At 71.8% G+C, this 3,569-nt stretch carries 3 protein-coding genes; all 3 read right to left on the reverse strand.

The genetic code is table 11. The features are described from left to right. Positions 1–1,706: hypothetical protein (locus FHG89_RS33590; protein ID WP_244295206.1), on the reverse strand; the 1,706-nt coding region annotated here is incomplete at its 3' end. Further along, positions 1,706–2,149, reverse strand: a complete 444-nt coding sequence (locus tag FHG89_RS06460; RefSeq protein WP_139583441.1) for a pilin — start codon at positions 2,147–2,149, stop codon at positions 1,706–1,708. The genes FHG89_RS33590 and FHG89_RS06460, both read right to left, overlap by 1 nt. Positions 2,150–2,433: 284 nt before the next feature. Beyond that, positions 2,434–3,255 carry a hypothetical protein gene (locus FHG89_RS06465; RefSeq protein WP_139583442.1) on the reverse strand — a complete coding sequence of 274 codons (822 nt, stop codon included), beginning with the start codon at positions 3,253–3,255 and terminating at the stop codon, positions 2,434–2,436. Positions 3,256–3,569 lie beyond the last annotated feature (314 nt).

Here is a 3,569-nt window from a genome sequence, read left to right on the forward strand (position 1 = left end):
CCCATACGCCGCTGTCCGCGCCGACCGGGACGAACGCCGCCCCCACCTTCAGCCACCCGGCGGCCCCGTCCACGCCACCGCCAGCGCCGTCCGGTGGTGTCCCGGCCGCGCAGTTCTCTCACCCGTCCACGCCTCAGCCGAGTCCACCGGCCCCAGCCGCACCGCCCGCCCGAGTCGCCTTCAGCGATGCCACGGCCACGACACCGAGAGCGACACCCAGCGGCGCGGCACCGGCGGTGGCGTTCTCCGCCGCACCAGCGCCACAGAGCGCGCCGCGCCGGCCACCTGCCCCGGTCACGCCGGTGTTCTCCACAGCTCCGGTCGGACCGGGAGCCGGCGGGCCACGACGAGCCTCGACCCCCGGGACACGGCCTACGGCGGCGCGGCGCGCCACCCCGAGTGGGCAACCCACCGCCATCCCGAGCACCCCGTCTGCCGCCCGGCAATGGACGGGGACCGGGCGGACGAGGTGCCGTCCGCCCGGCGGTCCGGGCCGCGTTCGCGCCGCCCAGGATGCCGGCCGCCGCGCCGAGCGTCTTGATGGTCAGGTAGGCGTGCATGAGCTGGCCGAGAAGTCCTCTGCCGTTGCGCTGTCCGAGCGGGCCGAGGACGAACTGCCGCATCCAGCCCGGCAGTTTGATCAGCAGCCAGAGCATCGTCAGGCAGACCAGGACGCCGAGGAGCCCGTCTGCGGTCGAGGGCACGCCCAGCACGGTCGGCCCGGCGGGGGTCAGGAAGACCTTCACCGTGGCCATGACGATGATCGCCTGACCGATCTGCAAGCCGAGGCAGGCGGCGAAGGCACGCCACCAGGTGTGGGCGATACCTTCGGTGAGCGGGCTGGCATGGCAGATCAATGCCGCTGGGGCCAAGCCGACGAGGATGACAAGCGCGGCCAGCCGCAGGATGAAGGTGAACTCCACAAGCAGGCACATCACGACCACGGCGACGGCCAGGAGCACCATCAGGAAGCCCTTGCCCTGCAGGGCGTTGTCCGCGATCTGCCCGATGGCGGCGGCTGCGGCCGGGCCGTCAACCGTGTTCCCGGCGATGGCCACGGTGAGCGCGTTGGTAAGCATGATGGCCTGCTGACCGATGAGCAGGCTGCCGTTAGCCAGCACCGCGCCCAGCGCGATGCGGGGCAGCACCTGCTTGAGCCCGTGCTGGCTCTGCAGGGTCTCCCTGGTCGTGATGAGGAAACCGTTGGCGACGATGAACAGCACAAAGACGCCATTGGCCGTGATCAGGCTGGTCGTCCAGATCGCCTTGACGTGCTCGTTGTTGGTGAGGTCGGGGGTGGACAGCCACGATGCGCCGAGGGCTTCCATCACCGGCTGGAGAGCCTGCTCGGCGGTCCAGACGACCAGTTCGACCACGGCCTTGCGGATCTGGCCCCCGATGTCGTACCAGGCCGGATCATCGTCAACGGAAGGCTGGCCGGGAGTCGGGGACGGGCCGGGCGTGGGTGCCGGCGTGGCCGGCGCGGGGGGAGACGGGTCCACTCCCGGCGGGCGGACGCCAGGGTCAGGCACGCCGGGCGTTGGCGGCGTGCCGGGTGCGGTAGCGGGCGGGCCGGGTGCCGGGCTCGGCTCGGCGTGCGCCGGCCCGGCCCAGCTCAGGGCAAGGCCGGCGAGGATCACCACGCCGAGCAGCAGCAACGACACCGCTCGGACCGGGCGGCGGGATCGGATCGCGAGGGTAGTCATCAGGCCACCCACGCGCCGACGATGGTCACGAACAACGGCGCGAGCAGCGCGAGGGCGTAGCCGATCGCGGCGGACCGCAGCGCGAGCTTGGCCTTCTCCACCTCGCCGGGGTCGCCATTGGCGGCCAGGTAGCGCAGCCCGCCGACGGTCAAGAAGAGCGTGGCAACGGCGACGAGGATGCCGATCAGCCAGGTACGGATGTTGTTGGCGACCTGCTGGATCGACTCGGCGGCCAGCACCACCGCAGCGGGCTCGGCCGCCCACGCCACGGTCGGCACGGCAACGAGCGCTGCCGTCACCGCGGCGGCGTTGAGGAGCATCAGCGCGGCGCGGACAGTCCGAGACCGGTACCGACGCGGGCGGCGGACGCAAGGCCGTCCGCGCCTGCCCGCCCCGGGGCGGCGGTCCGCCGCCCCGGGGCGTGGGAACGGGTGGTGATTCATGGGTTGGGCACCTCCGGTGCGCACGCCGACGCAGCCCGCAGCGGGGCGTGGGTGCGCGAGTGGGTGGCGAAGGCGGGACCGGGCGGTGCGCTCGTGGGTGACCTGTCGTGCCGACCGGCGCGGCCGTCCTCCTCACCAGAAGCGGCGGGTGGGCCGGGGACCGTGCGGGGTGTCAGCGCCGTCAGCGGGTCCGGTCGGAACGAGGTCACCTGCGCGGAAGAGTCCCGCACTAGGGGATTACAAATCCGAGCCTCGGATTGGAAAGCCGCAGCTCAGACAGGTGCTTACGGGCGCCTTCGGCTGGTGGGCGCGTCGAGGACCACCGTCGCGGTGGCCTCGTTGATCACGTCGGCGTACGGGTCGGACAGCTCACCGGACTCGATCGCGGCCTTCAGCCGGGCGACGGCGGCGGTGCGCCGCTTGTACAGGTTCCAGCGGGGCTGGCCAGTGCGTTCGGCGTAGGCGGTGAGGCTGACCTCTTCCAGGTACGTCGCGCCGATCAGCTCGGCCTCCTGTGCGGTGATGACCTCGGCGGTGACCGCGCTGGCGAGGACGAGGTCCGGATGGCCGTACGGGGCCGGCGGCACCCCCGCGCCCGGGGCGTGGTTCGGCGCCCCGGACGAGGCTGGCTCCAGGTCGCGCAGTTCGGCGCGGGCCTTGGAGAACGCGGCGGACAGCAGGTTGCCGACCACGCCCGGCTTGGCCACATCGACCGTGCCGAGCGCCCGAAGGAAGTGCTCGACGATGGCGGCCTGCACGTCGCCGGTGAACAGCTTGGCCAGCAGATACGCCTTGAACCGCAGACCCGGTAGCGCGACCCCGACGGCACCGGCACGCCACGCCGGGTCTCCCGTACGGGCACGCTGCGCCAACAGCCGCCACGCCGCGTCCCGGGCGGCGTAGCCGCAGGACGGGTGCATCAGGATCGCCGACAGCTCCGGCAGGGCAATGGCCCGGCAGGGCAGGCCGTGACCGAGGCTGCGGCCGTCCACCGACAGCGGGCTCGGCCCCTGCCCCATCAGCCGGAACCGGTACTCGATGTCGTTGAGCAGCGTCTCGCCGCGCCGGCAGACGGCTGACTCGGTAGCGGGGATACGACGGTCCATGGTGGTACTCCCTCGTGGTGACCGTTGCCGCCCGGCGGGAATGCCGATCGGCGCTGTGCCACCACGCCACCAGGGCCTTTGAACAGATCATGAACACTCATGATCTGTTCAAGGTGCCTCGACACGTGTTCAACCCAGCCGTCGCCGATCCCCGTCAATGCGTCTCGACCTCAACCGGCCGACATCCGGGACTGCCCCGGGTTCGGTTGACTCGCGGGTTTGAGTGGTTCAGGCCGCGTGTACGGGCTGGTTGATTGTCTCAAACTCGATCGGGGTGAGCCGTCCGAGGCGTTGTTGCCGTCGCCGGCGGTGGT

It is taken from the genome of Micromonospora orduensis (assembly GCF_006228125.1).
In the GTDB taxonomy this organism is placed as follows: Bacteria; Actinomycetota; Actinomycetes; order Mycobacteriales; family Micromonosporaceae; genus Micromonospora; species Micromonospora orduensis.

What these genes read in the sequence shown, in the direction of transcription:
- FHG89_RS06460 (WP_139583441.1), bottom strand. Translation starts at nt 2,149, where the DNA reads ATGAATCACCACCCGTTCCCACGCCCCGGGGCGGCGGACCGCCGCCCC.
- FHG89_RS06465 (WP_139583442.1), bottom strand. Translation starts at nt 3,255, where the DNA reads ATGGACCGTCGTATCCCCGCTACCGAGTCAGCCGTCTGCCGGCGCGGC.